The following is a 13,082-nucleotide window of genomic DNA, read 5'->3' on the forward strand; positions in this document are numbered from 1 at the left end:
AGACCCGAGGCAGAGCAGATGAGCAGCTTAGAGTCTCCCCATAACTGGAGAGTCAAGGTCATGGCGTCCATCGGCATCACTGCTGGAATGAAGATCGGCATGCTGGCGTCGCGCAGTGGCCTGCCGGTCAAGACCCTGCGCTACTACGAGGACCTGGGCCTGCTGCCGGCGATCGGCCGCAGCGAAGGCGGCTACCGCCTCTTTGCAGAGGAAAGCCTGCGCCGTCTGGAGTTCATCCGCCGCCTCAAGACCCTTGGGCTCAGCCTGGAGGAGATCCAGGGCTGCCTGGCGGTTCATGATGCCGGTGATCTGCCCTGCGGCGACATCGAGATCCAGCTGGGGCGGCAGATCGAGCGGATCGATGGCCAGATCAAGGAACTGCGGCAACTCAGAACGGAACTGAAGGAGCTGCTGGCCGGCTGGCAAAGCGATCCCGCCAAGGACGACGAAGTGATCTGCCCCAATCTTCATGTGTGACCGCGACCAGGTGAAGCAATGACCCGGAGTTGTGTCCAGCGTCCTGCTCCCTCCCCATGCTGATGACAGGCAGACGCCAAGGAGCAACGCTGATGATCCAGCACCGACTCGCGACGACAGCAGGACTTGGGGCGCTCGTCCTTTGGCTTGGAGCTCCTGCTCTGTCTCAGGCTCCCCAGGTGGCGGCCCCTGCAGGCGGAATGGGAGCTGGTCAAATGGGTCCGGGGCGGATGGGCTCCCAGTCGATGGATCAGCATTTCATCGTGATGATGATTCCTCACCATGACGGGGCGATTGCCATGGCAGATCTCGCCCTCACCCGCGCGAAGCGACCCGAGATCAAAGAGCTGGCCAAGAGCATCAAAGCCAGTCAGACGAGTGAAAACACTCAGATGCGGACCTGGTACCGGCAGTGGTTCGGCGTGGACGTTCCCAGCTGGACGAGCGGAGGAGCCATGGGCATGGGCGGTATGGGGATGGGCATGGGCTGGGGTCGTGGCACGGGCACGGGCTGGGGTCCTGGCACGGGCATGGGCATGGGTCCTGGCACGGGCGCAGGCTGGGGGATGGGCTGCTGCGGCGGAATGGGAATGATGGGTACAAGCCTGGCCGCCCTGAAGAACGCCCCTGATTTCGATCGTGCCTTCATCGAGCAGATGATTCCGCACCACCGCATGGGCGTGATGATGGCCTCGATGGCCCAATCCAACAGCCAGCATCCGCAGCTGCGGGAGCTGCAGCAGGCCATGGTTCGGGTGCAGAGCCAGGAGATCGAACAGATGGCGCAGTGGTATCGCAGCTGGTACGGAACGTCCTGATGTCAGCCATGGATCCGTTCTTCATTCGCGACACGCCGAAATCCTTCGAGGAGGCCAGTAGCGCCCTCCAGGAGGCGGTGGTGAACCAGGGCTTCGGTGTGCTGGCCGTGCATGATCTGGGCAACACTCTGCGCAGCAAGGGCCTGCCGTTCCCGGAGCAGTGCCGCATCTTCGAGGTGTGCAACCCCCAGCAGGCCGCCGCGGTGCTCAGCACCACGATGGCGCTCAACATGGCTCTGCCCTGCCGGATCTCCGTCTACACCGAAGCCGGCCAGACCCGCCTCGGGATGATCCGCCCCGAGGCGATGCTTGCGGGCCTCTCGGCCGATCCCTCCCTGCGGGAGGTGGCCCGGGCGGTGGAGACCTCCACCACGGCGATCATCGAGGCCGCTGCGGCTTAGCCGAGAAGCTCTGCATAGTTGAACCCAAAGGACGCTACTGCCCTGAAAAAGCGGTCAATATTGCTACTGCAGATATCATAGAAGAGTGCCGCTGTTGCATCTCACTTGAAGAAGCTTGTTGGGCCACTTCGTAGAGCATTGATCTAAGGCCTGATTAGTTATGGTGGGCTTGTTTTGATCAACAACTCAGAGCTGGACCTCCCCAACATGTGGATCGCGTATCTGCCGAGTTTTATCGGTGTCTAAGTGGTGACTCAGTGGCTAGAAAAGAAGCTTGGGGATTGAGTGCCTCAGAGATGGGCTCCTATTCATCAATCGATGACCGAAGCGAGTTTGCAGATCACTACCAGTCGACAGGAATCGCCTCTCAACCGGCGGGATCCCACGGGGCCCATCAGCGCCTCCAGCCCCCGCAGCTCGGCTGCTTCTTCCGGCAACAACTAGGCCTCTTCCCATCCATCCAGGATCACCACCGGCATGCGGTCGTGGATCGGAAGCGGCAGGGCATTGGGGGGTGTTAGTGAGGATGCAGCAGGTCTGGAGTTCGCTGCCATCGGGAGCGATCCAGTGGTCCCAGAGGCCGCCCAACCAGAAGGCGGCGCCGTCCTGACGGTGGATCCAGTAAGGCTGTTTCTTCCCATTGGGGCCATGGCCCTCTCCCCTTCCGGCGTCGGCCGCCACCCGTAGAAGCCATCGGCCGGCAGCAGGCAACGGTGATGGCGCCAGGGACCACGAAAGAACGGCTTCTCGCTCACCGTTTCGCAGCGGGCATTGATCGGCCGACTCTTGCCGCGGGTATCCTTCAGCCAGCTCGGCACGAGGCCCACTGCGCGTAGCCCACCTCCAGCAGGCCTTGGTGCTGCAGCTGGATCAGCAGCGGTTCGCCGGGCCGCCCCTACTGCCGCGGCTGGCAGCGCTCAAGAAATCCCTTCGGCAGGGGACCCTGTGTGGAGACCTTCGTCTCTAACGTCGACTTGCAGGTGGCTTGCAACAATTCACTGACCCTTAGGGTCGGCGCCTGGTGCTGTGATCAACGCTCAGAAGTCTTCCGGCTTACGGCCGCGGGCTTCAGCCCATCAGGATCGTCATTCCTGTGAGGATCACGCCACCACCTATCAAGTCTCGCAGGGTGAGAGGAACCCCGTCCACCATTTGCAGCCAGACCAGGGCCATCGCCACATAGACGGCGCCATAGGAGGCGTACACACGCCCAGATGCTGTGGGGTGAAGGGTAAGCAGCCAGGCGAACAGCCCTAGCGAGAAGGCCGCTGGGATCAGCAGCCAAACCGAGCGCTGGTGTCGCAGTACCAAGTCGGTGAGGTAGCAGCCCACGATCTCAGCAACAGCGGTGATCAGAAACAGCCCGGCAGTCCTCAGCACGGCATGGAGGTGACGAGAATCCAGTATCGCCGCGCGACTTGAGCAGCTGCGCTGCCGATGGAGCAGGCACTGGACCACTCGAAAGAGCCCGGTGACGAGGCCACCGGGCTCTGAAGGTGTTGGGTTAATGGAGGCGGAGTGGCTGACGATGGCACCGGGGCCAGGGTTCCAGTGGGACTACCCGATGGGTCTGGGGCACGTGAGGCGGTGCAGTGGACGGCGACGGCGTGACACGCCTGGAACGTCAGAGATCCGTCGAGAGTGTTGGAGCAGGGGCTGGATCGTCAGCGCGCTCCAGACGCCTGCTGAGGTTGGGTGCCGTCCATCGTCTGGAGCCTCTCGGTTGCCGATACAGGAACGATCGGAGGGCCAGAGGGCAAGGGCAATAGGGCTCCAGCGCTATCTGGAACTCCCCAGACGGCGACCCAGCAGGAAGCGGGATGGGAAGGGGCTGGGCGGTCCGGGGCGGATGGGCACCCAGTCGATGGATCAGCACTTCGTCGTGATGACGATCCTTCACCATGACGGCGCCATCGCCATGGAAGATCTCGCCCTCACCCGCGCGAAGCGACCCGAGATCAAGGCCCTAGCGAAGAACATCAAGGCCAGCCAGACGCAGGAGAACACCCAGATGCGGACCTGGTTCCGGCAGTGGTTCGGCGTGGACGTTCCCAGCTGGACGAGCGGAGGAGCCATTGGCATCGGCGGCATGGGTATGGGGATGGACATGGGTGGTGGCATGGGTCCTGGCATGGGCATGGGCTGCTGAAGCGGAATGGGAATGATGGGCACCAGCCTGGCCGCCCTGAAGAACTCCGCCAAATTCGATCGTGCCTTCATCGAGCAGATGATTCCCCACCACCGCATGGGCGTGATGATGGCCTCAATGGCCCAGACCAACAGCCAGCATCCGCAGCTGAAGGCGATGCAGCAGGCCATGGTGAAGGTCCAGAGCCAGGAGATCGAACAGATGACGCAGTGGTACCGCAGCTGGCACGGAACGCCCTGACCTCACCTGAGATCTCCCATGGATCCGTTCTTGACCCTCGTCAGACCGAAATCTATCGATGAGGCCAGTGTGGCCCTGTGGGAGGCGCTGGCGGAGCATGGCTTCGGCGTGCTGGCCGTCCATGATCTGGGCAACACCCTGCGTAGCAAGGGCCTGCCGTTCCCGGAACAGTGCCGCATCTTTGAGTTGTGCAACTCCCAGCAGGCCGCCGAGGTGCTCAGCACCACGATGGCGTTCGACATGGCTCTGCCCTACCGGATCTCCTTCTACACCGAAGCCGGCCAGACCCGCCTCGGCGTGATCCGCCACGAGGCGATTCTCGCTACTCCCTCAGATGACCCCTCCCTGAGTGAAGTAGCCCGAGCGGTGCGTCCGTGAAGCAATTCCCCGGCCTGATGGTGTTCCAACGAAGGCGTGTTGAGAGTGGAGATCATGCTGCGGTGAGCAGCGCAAGATGTGGCAGGCCGAGCAGGGTGTGGCCCCTGCGTCAGTCTCTGATGTAGCGCTGAACAGTCTGAGGCTGTGCCTGGGCCTGCAACTCCTCTGACATGGGCAGCAGCCAGGTCCCTGGGGGGTCCGAGTTCTCCCAGACCTGCTCGCGGTGGCGCTGGCGCCGCTGGGCGATGGAAGGCCGCTTGGCCTTGTAGGTGGGGTCCATGTCGCGGCGGAAGGAGGCCAAGGGCCATGGGCGGCTTCCTTGGGATTCCGGGGCTGCAGGGCTCGGAGCAATCAGCCTTGTGACTGGGCGGCGTTCAAGGCGGAGGCCAGAAACGGTGCTCGCCTGATCGCGGGCAAAGGGTTGACGAAGAACCTCCTTCGTTTATTCTCATGGAAGGAGCCTTAATCCGTCTCAGGTATCACCCTCAGGTGCTACTTCATGATCCGGCTCTATGACAAGGCGATCCAATCCTGTCATCCCGATTTTTTCTCTCTTCACCCTCAGGCCAGGGCGGCTCCTGGATAGCCCCGGGGGGTGACCATGCGGCCGTCCTGAATGCGTGTTGAGCTGTTGCCCACCAGCACCAGGGTCAGCATGTCCACCTTGTCCTCGGGCAGGGTGCCCAGGGTGTGGAGGCTGAGCGCCTCTTCGGCGCGCCCCAGCTGGCGGGCCAGCAGCACCGGCGTGCTGGCCGGCCGGCCTTCACCCAGCAGTTCGATGGCCCGGCCCAGCTGCCACGGTCTGCCGAGGGAACGGGGGTTGTAGAGGGCCACGACGAAGTCGCCGCTGGCGGCCCCCTTCAACCGCCGTTCGATCACCTCCCAGGGGGTGAGACGGTCGCTGAGGCTGATGGTGCAGAAGTCGTGCATCAGCGGGGCACCCGCGCGGGCGGCGGCCAGTTGCAGGGCCGACAGACCCGGGTGCACCGTGAAGGCCGGCCGGTCGAGGACCGGCAGCTGCAGCCAGAGCTCCAGCGCCAGACCCGCCATGCCGTAGATGCCGCTGTCCCCGGAGGAGATCAGGGCCACGTCCAGACCCTGGCGGGCCAGGTCGAGGGCCTCGGCGCAACGGGCCCGCTCCTCCGTCAGCCGGCCCTCGCGGCGCAGCTGGTCGGGGCGCCGCAGGGGTTCCAGCAGATCGAGATAGAGCCCGTAGCCCACCCACACCGTTGCCGTGGCCAGGGCCCGGCGGGCATCGCCGCTGAGCAGGTCGATCGGCCCCGGACCGCTGCCCACCAGATGCAGGCTGCCCCGCTGCGGGGCCCACTGGCGCGTGGCCAGGGCCACCGCCAGGGTGGCGGCACCCCGCTCCCCAGTGGCGGCACGGCCGATCCGCTTCTCCAGCAGCAGGCGAGGCGCCTCCGAAGCCGCCTCCCATGCCGCCTGCAGGGCGGCGGCTTCGGCCACGCTGGGCGTGCCCATCTCCCGGGCCACCGCCTCGGAGGGATGGGGCACGGTGACCGCCGCCAGGGTGGCGGCGTCATAGAGGCGCAGGGGCCAGCCGTGCTGCTCCGCCAGGGCCAGCAGGGCGGGTTCATCCCCCTTGCGATCGATGCTGGCCAAACCCGCCACGGCCTCCGGGGCCAGTCCCTGCTGCGCCAGGCCTTGTGCTACCAGCCGTTCCAGCACCGGCAGGCTCGTGTCCCGCTCGCAGCCGATGCCCAGCCAGAGGCTCGGTGGATGCCAGCGGCAGCCCGCGCCGCTGCGGGGCCCGATCACCAGGGCCGCCTCGCCATGGGCCTTGCTGCCATCGGCCTCGCCCCCTTCGGTCTTGAAGTTGCCGGTGGCCTCCAGCTCCTCCCACAGGGTGGTGCCCTCCTCCTGGCGCAGAACGGGGCGGCAATCGCCGGCCGCCTCCACCATCAGGCTCCGCCAGTCGCCGGCGCCGCGGCGCCAGCCCCAGGCCTGGCCGAAGGCATCCAGGGGCAGCCGGCCCTGGGATGCGCCGGCACCGGTGAGCACGGCCTGGCCTCCGACGAGGGCGGCGATCTCCTCGGCGAGCCGGTCGCCGCCGGCGCCATGGCCCCCCAGCAGGGGCACCACGAAACGGCCCCGGGGGTCCACCACCAGCACGGCCGGATCGCTCTGCTTGTCGCCGACCAGCGGGGCGATCAGCCGGGTCACCAGTCCGCAGGCCCCGACGGCCACCACCGCGTCGGCCGTCCCCCAGTGCCGCGCCAGCCACGGGGCGGAGGCCTCCGCCTCCTCCGGGTCCCGTACCACGTGGACCAGGCCGGCCTGGCGAAGCCGCTGCAGCATCGCGGTGGCCATGGGACTGAAGCCCAGGCCGATGTGTCGCCGCGTCGGGTCGCTCAAGGGGTCACCCCCCCGTCGAGCGGGGCCGCCACCGGGCTCCCCTGCGGGGCCGGCCCCTCGGCCGGGTCGGGGATGTCCGGGTCGCTCTCCGGAGCTGCAGCGTCCTCCGGCCCGGTGGGCTCCTGCTCCGACTGCAGCTCCAGCTGCGGCTCCATCCCCAGGGGCTCCTGCATCTGCGGCTCCTCGGTCTCCTGCGGTGGCGTCGGCTCCGCCATCGCCGTGGCCTCCGGCGCCGTGGTGGCGTCGGTTTCTGCCGCCTGCTCCGGCTCGGCCTCCGGAGCGGGCGGCGGCTCCGGAGCGGGCGGCGGCGGGGCCTCACCCACCAGGATGGCCAGCTCGGCGGCGGTCAGCCGTCCCTTCTGCCAACGGGGCGCCTCGCCACCGGGCTCCAGGATCACCTCGCCCACCAGGCTGTTGAACGGAGGGTTGAGGGGCTCGCCCAGGCCGTCGAGCAGGTCGAGCTGGACCGCATTGCTGCCGGTGCGCCAGCCCTCCAGCCACAGGGGCGTCTGGCGATCCACCAGGAAGCTGTCGCCGTTGATGCTGACCCGCAGCCGCCAGCTGGCATCGCCGCTGCGCAGGTTCTGCAGGGGGGCCTCCAGCAGCAGCCAGTCGAGCAGCAGCGGCGTGCTGGCCGCTGTCCCCCGGGGGCTGACGGCGATCAGCTGGGGGCTGCCCGGGGCGGGCTGGCCGAGCGGGTTGGCAGCCACCCGGTGCACCCGGATCTGGCGCTGGGCACCGGGGCCCTTCACCGCCTCTCCCCAGGGCCTGGCGGCATAGACCGTGAGCCGATGGCTGCCCGGTTCCAGCGGCCGCATCGTGGTGGAGGTGGCGGTCAGCGGCAGGGGGGCATCCCCATCCAGCTGCACCACCAGGTGGGGGCCGAGACCGAGGGGGCCGGCATCCACCAGGGGCCAGTCCTCCACCCGCAGCTGCAGGGTCCAGGGACCGGCCGGCACCAGGGCGCCGTCGGCGGGGGAGACGATCTCCACCCGGGGGCGTCGCGCCTCGAGGGCCTCCTGCAGCTGCTGCACCGCCAGGGGTGGGGCCACCTCCTGCTGGCTGGAGCGTCCCATGGCCGGGGTGGCTGGGGCCGCGGCGGGTGACCGCCGACCCGGCAGGGAGAAGGCAAGCGCGGCGGGAGGCGCCAGGGTGAGCACCAGCAGCAGGGCGGCCGCCAGCAGGCCGGCTCGGCAGAAGTACCTACGGACCGCCCGTTCCGCGGCGCCACGCCCCACTTCCCTGTCGCTCACGCGCGCTCCGTCGTTCGTGGCGCCATTCTGCGTCGGGGCCCGTGGAGGGCTGATCGACTGTTGAAATCGCTGCAAAATGCAGCAAGGGGTTATAGAAACCCCGTCGTTTTCCCGATTGTTACGTTGTTGACAACATGTCGCCAGACCTCAGTCGCAGCCTTGGAACCGCTGGGATTAAACCTTTGTAACTGGCGACCGAATCGCCTTGTTTTCGACCCCTATACTTCCGCCAGCGGTCCCCTTTCGGGGCCCAAAGCCCCAGTCGCTGCAAGGGATCTCTCCCCCACCGCGACTGGTGCCCATGGTCGGGGCTTCCCGGCCATGGGGCCCACCGATGGGGCCGGGACGGTCGCATGACCTTCCCCCGGCGTCCGTCGAAGGGGTGGACCTCCACCTCGACCCCGTCCCTCGAGGAACGTCTCGATGACCATCAGCCCACCAGAGCGTGGGAAAACGGCGAAGGACATGGTTGACCGGAACCCCGTTCCCGTCGACTTCGATGTTCTCGGCAAGCCCGGGCACTTCGATCGCTCCCTCGCCAAAGGTCCCAAAACCACCACCTGGATTTGGAACCTCCACGCCAACGCTCACGACTTCGACAGCCACACGAGCGATCTTGAAGAGGTCTCCCGGAAGATCTTCAGCGCTCACTTCGGCCATCTGGCCGTCATCTTCATCTGGCTGAGCGGCGCCTTCTACCACGGAGCCCGCTTCTCCAACTACACCGGCTGGCTGGCCGACCCCCTGCACGTCAAACCCAGTGCGCAGGTGGTCTGGCCGATCTTCGGCCAGGAAATTCTCAATGGCGATGTGGGTGCCGGCTTCCACGGCATCCAGATCACCTCCGGCCTCTTCCATGTGTGGAGAGCCTGGGGGTTCACCAACGAGTTCCAGCTCCTCTGCACCGCCATCGGTGCCCTGGTGATGGCCGGTCTCATGCTCAACGCCGGTGTCTTCCACTACCACAAGGCAGCGCCGAAGCTGGAGTGGTTCCAGAACGTTGAGTCCATGCTCAACCACCACCTGGCCGGCCTGCTCGGGCTCGGGTCCCTGTCCTGGACAGGTCACCTGCTGCACGTGTCGCTGCCCACCACCCAGCTGATGGACGCCATCGACGCCGGCAACCCGCTGGTGCTCAACGGCAAGACCATCGCGTCGGTCGCCGACATCCCGCTCCCCCACGAGTTCATCAACCAGGACGTGCTGGCCCAGCTCTTCCCTGGTTTCGGTGCGGGTATCTCCGCTTTCTTCACCGGCAACTGGGCCGCCTACAGCGATTTCCTCACCTTCAAGGGTGGTCTGAATCCTGTGACCGGCAGCCTCTGGATGACCGACATCGCCCATCACCACCTGGCGATCGCGGTGCTGTTCATCGTGGCTGGCCACATGTACCGCACCAACTGGGGCATCGGTCACAGCATCAAGGAAATTCTCGAGGGTCAGAAGGGTGATCCCCTGCTGTTCCCCGCGCCCAAAGGCCACGATGGGCTCTACGAATTCCTGACCACCTCCTGGCACGCCCAGCTGGGTCTGAACCTGGCGCTGTTCGGTTCGCTCACGATCATCGTGGCGCACCACATGTATGCGATGCCTCCGTATCCCTACATCGGTATCGACTACCCGACCCAGCTGTCGCTGTTCACCCACCACATGTGGATCGGCGGCTTCCTGATCGTCGGAGCCGGTGCCCATGCGGCCATCGCACTCATCCGCGACTACGACCCGGCCAAGAACATCGACAACGTGCTGGATCGGGTGCTGAAAGCCCGTGACGCCCTGATCAGCCACCTGAACTGGGTGTGCATCTTCCTGGGCTTCCACAGCTTCGGCCTCTACATCCACAACGACACCATGAGTGCCCTGGGACGTCCCCAGGACATGTTCAGCGACACCGCGATCCAGCTGAAGCCCGTCTTCGCGCAATGGATCCAGGGCCTGCACGCCGCTGCCGCCGGCACCACCGCTCCCAATGCGCTGGCCGGTGTGAGTGAAGTGTTCAACGGCGCTGTCGTCGCCGTCGGCGGCAAGGTGGCCGCTGCGCCGATCCCCCTGGGAACGGCCGACTTCATGGTCCACCACATCCACGCCTTCACGATCCACGTCACCGTGCTGATCCTGCTGAAGGGTGTGCTCTATGCGCGCAGCTCCCGCCTCGTCCCCGACAAGGCGAACCTGGGCTTCCGCTTCCCCTGCGACGGTCCCGGCCGTGGCGGTACCTGTCAGGTGTCGGCCTGGGACCACGTGTTCCTCGGCCTGTTCTGGATGTACAACTCCCTGTCGATCGTCATTTTCCACTTCAGCTGGAAGATGCAGAGCGACGTGTGGGGCACCGTCAACGCAGACGGCAGCGTCCAGCACATCACCAACGGCAACTTCGCCCAAGGCGCCATCACCATCAATGGCTGGCTCCGGGACTTCCTCTGGGCTCAGGCCGCCCAGGTGCTGAACAGCTACGGCTCGTCCTCCAGTGCCTACGGTCTGATGTTCCTGGGTGCCCACTTCGTCTGGGCCTTCAGCCTCATGTTCCTCTTCAGCGGCCGCGGCTACTGGCAGGAACTGATCGAGTCCATCGTCTGGGCTCACAACAAGCTGAAGGTGGCTCCCGCCATCCAACCGCGGGCGCTCTCCATCACCCAAGGCCGTGCCGTCGGTGTCGCCCATTACCTGCTGGGCGGTATCGCGACCACCTGGGCCTTCTTCCTGTCCCGACTCATCGCGGTCGGCTGACCTCCACCTGACCTTTCCCAATGGCAACGAAATTTCCTTCGTTCAGCCAGGGTCTGGCACAGGACCCGACAACCCGCCGTATCTGGTACGGCATCGCCACGGCTCACGACTTCGAGAGCCATGACGGAATGACGGAGGAGCGGCTTTACCAAAAGCTGTTCTCCACCCACTTCGGTCACCTGGCGATCATCGGCCTCTGGGTTTCGGGCAACCTGTTCCATATCGCCTGGCAGGGCAACTTCGAGCAGTGGGTCGCCGATCCGCTGCACGTCCGTCCCATCGCTCACGCGATCTGGGATCCCCACTTCGGGCAAGGCGCCATCGACGCCTTCACCCAGGCGGGTGCCTCCTCTCCGGTGAACATCGCCTATTCCGGTCTGTACCACTGGTGGTACACGATCGGCATGACGACCAACATGGAGCTCTACCAGGGTTCCATCTTCATGCTGATCCTCTCGGCATGGGCCCTGTTTGCCGGCTGGCTCCATCTCCAGCCCAAGTTCCTGCCGTCCCTGGCCTGGTTCAAGAACGCTGAATCGCGGCTCAACCATCACCTGGCTGTCCTGTTCGGCTTCAGCTCCATCGCCTGGACCGGTCACCTGGTCCACGTCGCTATCCCCGAATCCCGGGGTCAGCACGTCGGCTGGGACAACTTCCTCTCGGTCTCGCCCCACCCCGCCGGTCTGGCTCCGTTCTTCACCGGCAACTGGGGTGTCTATGCCCAGAACCCCGACACCGCCAACCAGGTGTTCGGGACGTCCGAGGGGGCAGGCACCGCGATCCTCACCTTCCTGGGTGGCTTCCACCCCCAGACCGAAGCGCTGTGGCTCACGGACATCGCCCACCACCACCTGGCGATCGGCTGCATCTTCGTGATCGCCGGCCACATGTACCGGACCAACTTCGGTATCGGCCACTCGATCCGCGAGATCCTCGACGCCCACAACCCCCCCAAGGGGACCCCGGGTGATCTGGGTGCCGGCCACAAGGGCCTCTACGACACCGTCAACAACTCCCTCCACTTCCAGCTGGGCCTCGCCCTGGCTGCCCTGGGAGTCGTGACCAGCCTGGTGGCGCAGCACATGTACGCGCTGCCGTCCTACGCGTTCATCGCCAAGGACTACACCACCCAGGCGGCCCTCTACACGCACCACCAGTACATCGCCATCTTCCTGATGTGCGGTGCCTTCGCCCACGGTGCGATCTTCTTCATCCGTGACTACGACCCGGAAGCCAACAAGGACAACGTCCTGGCCCGGATGCTCGAGCACAAGGAAGCCCTCATCAGCCACCTGAGCTGGGTCTCCCTGTTCCTCGGCTTCCACACCCTGGGTCTCTACGTCCACAACGACGTGGTGGTCGCCTTCGGCACCCCCGAGAAGCAGATCCTGATCGAGCCGGTGTTCGCCCAGTTCGTCCAGGCCTCGAGTGGCAAAGCCCTCTACGGCATGGATATCCTGCTGGCCAATGCGGACAGCATCGCCTCAACGGCGTGGCCCAACAACGGCGCTGTCTGGCTGCCCGGCTGGCTGGATGCGGTGAACTCGGGAAGCAATTCCCTGTTCCTGCAGATCGGCCCTGGCGACTTCCTCGTGCACCACGCCATCGCGCTGGGTCTGCACACCACCACCCTGATCCTGGTGAAGGGTGCCCTGGACGCCCGGGGTTCCAAGCTGATGCCCGATAAAAAGGACTTCGGCTATTCCTTCCCCTGCGACGGCCCCGGCCGTGGCGGCACCTGCGACATCTCGGCCTGGGACGCCTTCTACCTGGCTGTCTTCTGGGCCCTGAACACCGTGGGTTGGGTCACCTTCTACTGGCACTGGAAGCACCTCGCCATCTGGCAGGGCAACGTGGCCCAGTTCAACGAATCCAGCACCTATCTGATGGGCTGGTTCCGTGACTACCTGTGGCTCAACAGCTCCCAGCTGATCAACGGGTACAACCCGATGGGATCCAACAACCTGGCCGTCTGGGCCTGGATGTTCCTCTTCGGTCACCTGGTGTGGGCCACCGGCTTCATGTTCCTGATCTCCTGGCGGGGTTACTGGCAGGAGTTGATCGAAACCATCGTCTGGGCGCATCAGCGCACGCCCCTCGCCAACCTGGTGGGCTGGCGCGACAAGCCCGTCGCTCTCTCGATCGTTCAGGCCCGTGTGGTGGGTCTCGCCCACTTCACGATCGGCTACATCCTCACGTACGCGGCCTTCCTGATCGCGTCCACGTCAGGCAAGTTCGGCTGAGCCTCCGGCTCCCGAATCCC

The 13,082-nt window shown here is 65.6% G+C and carries 10 protein-coding genes and 1 pseudogene; 7 read left to right on the plus strand and 4 right to left on the minus strand.

Annotated features, from left to right (window positions below; translation table 11 throughout):
* Positions 1-60 precede the first annotated feature (60 nt).
* From VB738_RS10595 to VB738_RS10605, 3 genes are all read left to right on the plus strand, one after another.
* The gene (locus VB738_RS10595) at positions 61-477 is read left to right on the plus strand and encodes a heavy metal-responsive transcriptional regulator (protein WP_094585091.1); all 417 of its coding nucleotides are present in this window, start codon (positions 61-63) and stop codon (positions 475-477) included.
* Between the two features lie 245 nt (positions 478-722).
* Positions 723-1,295, plus strand: coding sequence for a DUF305 domain-containing protein (locus VB738_RS10600; protein ID WP_323305722.1), 573 nt, complete (start codon positions 723-725; stop codon positions 1,293-1,295).
* 8 nt (positions 1,296-1,303) lie between these two features.
* Positions 1,304-1,696 carry a DUF302 domain-containing protein gene (locus VB738_RS10605; RefSeq protein WP_323305723.1) on the plus strand — a complete coding sequence of 131 codons (393 nt, stop codon included), beginning with the start codon at positions 1,304-1,306 and terminating at the stop codon, positions 1,694-1,696.
* A gap of 440 nt (positions 1,697-2,136) precedes the next feature.
* Here the strand turns inward: VB738_RS10605 and VB738_RS16450 are convergent, their stop codons facing one another.
* Together VB738_RS16450 and VB738_RS10615 are read right to left on the minus strand one after the other, a co-directional pair.
* The gene (locus VB738_RS16450; protein WP_416233174.1) at positions 2,137-2,523 is read right to left on the minus strand and encodes an SOS response-associated peptidase family protein; all 387 of its coding nucleotides are present in this window, start codon (positions 2,521-2,523) and stop codon (positions 2,137-2,139) included.
* Between the two features lie 241 nt (positions 2,524-2,764).
* Positions 2,765-3,076, minus strand: a complete 312-nt coding sequence (locus tag VB738_RS10615) for a YnfA family protein (RefSeq protein WP_323305725.1) — start codon at positions 3,074-3,076, stop codon at positions 2,765-2,767.
* A 484-nt stretch (positions 3,077-3,560) separates the two neighbouring features.
* Between VB738_RS10615 and VB738_RS10620 the strand changes: the two are divergent.
* Positions 3,561-4,085: pseudogene (locus VB738_RS10620) on the plus strand (DUF305 domain-containing protein).
* An 18-nt stretch (positions 4,086-4,103) separates the two neighbouring features.
* Entirely contained in the window at positions 4,104-4,463 is a 360-nt protein-coding gene (locus VB738_RS10625; RefSeq protein ID WP_323305726.1) for a DUF302 domain-containing protein, read from the plus strand.
* Positions 4,464-5,024: 561 nt separating this feature from the next.
* Here the strand turns inward: VB738_RS10625 and cobJ are convergent.
* Together cobJ and VB738_RS10635 are read right to left on the minus strand one after the other, a co-directional pair.
* Complete coding sequence (cobJ, locus tag VB738_RS10630; RefSeq protein WP_416233176.1) at positions 5,025-6,794, minus strand: precorrin-3B C(17)-methyltransferase; 1,770 nt, start codon at positions 6,792-6,794, stop codon at positions 5,025-5,027.
* A 41-nt stretch (positions 6,795-6,835) separates the two neighbouring features.
* Positions 6,836-8,092, minus strand: a complete 1,257-nt coding sequence (locus tag VB738_RS10635) for a hypothetical protein (protein WP_323305727.1) — start codon at positions 8,090-8,092, stop codon at positions 6,836-6,838.
* A 423-nt stretch (positions 8,093-8,515) separates the two neighbouring features.
* Between VB738_RS10635 and psaA the strand changes: the two genes are divergently transcribed.
* Together psaA and psaB are read left to right on the plus strand one after the other, a co-directional pair.
* Positions 8,516-10,819 (plus strand): photosystem I core protein PsaA, encoded by a 2,304-nt coding sequence (gene psaA, locus VB738_RS10640; protein WP_323305728.1) that lies wholly within the window; start codon positions 8,516-8,518, stop codon positions 10,817-10,819.
* Between the two features lie 20 nt (positions 10,820-10,839).
* Positions 10,840-13,062, plus strand: a complete 2,223-nt coding sequence (psaB, locus tag VB738_RS10645) for a photosystem I core protein PsaB (RefSeq protein WP_323305729.1) — start codon at positions 10,840-10,842, stop codon at positions 13,060-13,062.
* Positions 13,063-13,082: the final 20 nt, after the last annotated feature.

This window comes from Cyanobium gracile UHCC 0139, assembly GCF_034931325.1.
Taxonomy (GTDB): Bacteria; Cyanobacteriota; Cyanobacteriia; order PCC-6307; family Cyanobiaceae; genus Cyanobium; species Cyanobium gracile_B.

Bases quoted from the DNA above. Each gene is read 5' to 3' on its own strand.
- VB738_RS10595 (WP_094585091.1), top strand. From the start codon at position 61: ATGGCGTCCATCGGCATCACTGCTGGAATGAAGATCGGCATGCTGGCG.
- psaA (WP_323305728.1), top strand. From the start codon at position 8,516: ATGACCATCAGCCCACCAGAGCGTGGGAAAACGGCGAAGGACATGGTT.
- VB738_RS10600 (WP_323305722.1), top strand. From the start codon at position 723: ATGGATCAGCATTTCATCGTGATGATGATTCCTCACCATGACGGGGCG.
- VB738_RS10605 (WP_323305723.1), top strand. From the start codon at position 1,304: ATGGATCCGTTCTTCATTCGCGACACGCCGAAATCCTTCGAGGAGGCC.
- psaB (WP_323305729.1), top strand. From the start codon at position 10,840: ATGGCAACGAAATTTCCTTCGTTCAGCCAGGGTCTGGCACAGGACCCG.
- cobJ (WP_416233176.1), bottom strand. From the start codon at position 6,794: ATGGCCACCGCGATGCTGCAGCGGCTTCGCCAGGCCGGCCTGGTCCAC.
- VB738_RS10625 (WP_323305726.1), top strand. From the start codon at position 4,104: ATGGATCCGTTCTTGACCCTCGTCAGACCGAAATCTATCGATGAGGCC.